Below are 846 nucleotides of genomic sequence, written 5' to 3'. Positions count from 1 at the left end.
ACCCATGAGACGGCGGGGTTCAACCACGATCGTATCGGCGGACGGGCTGTCCGGACGCTATCCCCGAGCGTTGTTGCACAAATGACACGATTTGGCCTCACTCAGAAAGCTCTCATTAACTATCGAGGCGCTCGCACCCCTTGCGAACGGCCCCAATCCGGCGCTGGGCAGACCGAATTGCGGCGCGCGTGCCCGAGTCGCCAGCCAGGGAATCGCCGCAGAATCGCCGCATGGCGAGGCGGCATCACTGCCAGGAACCGATTTTTCCGCGATAATGACGCCGGCTTGTTGATTGTGCCGAAGCTTTTCTTTATCCAGCGGCGCAACGGAGAGGTGGCCGAGTGGTCGAAGGCGCTCCCCTGCTAAGGGAGTAGAGGTCAAAAGCTTCTCGTGGGTTCGAATCCCATCCTCTCCGCCATCCTGTTTCGCGCCATGCGGCTGCGCAGGACCAGCTCCGAGAATCCCTCATAAAAGCAGAATCGACGACTCCCGTTGCGATTCACCTTCGCCTGTCATGACTACGACGACAGCGGAGTCGACCTCCTGTGGCTGATACAGAATCTCGTAAACTTCTTTGAAAGCATAGCAATATCAATGTGTTAACTTCGCAATTCTTGCGCCCGGTTCCGCCAGTTCGTTCGATTCTGACTGGAGGTCAGAAAATGAACATCAAGAGCCTTCTTCTCGGCTCAGCTGCGGCCCTGATCGCAGTTTCCGGTGCGCGCGCCGCCGACGCCGTTGTCGTCGCCGAGCCGGAACCGGCTGAATACGTCAAGATCTGCGACGTGTACGGCTCGGGCTACTTCTACATCCCCGGCACCGAAACCTGCCTGCGCATCGGCGGCT

The 846-nt window shown here is 58.9% G+C and carries 1 protein-coding gene and 1 tRNA gene; both read left to right on the top strand.

Annotated features, from left to right (window positions below; all coding sequences use genetic code 11):
• Positions 1-327: 327 nt before the first annotated feature.
• Positions 328-418, top strand: a tRNA-Ser gene (locus EN780_RS35685).
• 244 nt (positions 419-662) lie between these two features.
• The coding region (locus EN780_RS35680; protein ID WP_189379694.1) for a porin at positions 663-846 on the top strand (184 nt) is incomplete at its 3' end.

The organism is Mesorhizobium sp. M4B.F.Ca.ET.089.01.1.1, assembly GCF_004022605.1.
Classification (GTDB): domain Bacteria; phylum Pseudomonadota; class Alphaproteobacteria; order Rhizobiales; family Rhizobiaceae; genus Mesorhizobium; species Mesorhizobium abyssinicae.
The sequence above is the reverse complement of the archived record's forward strand: the minus strand, read 5'-3'. Positions and strand labels throughout refer to the sequence as shown.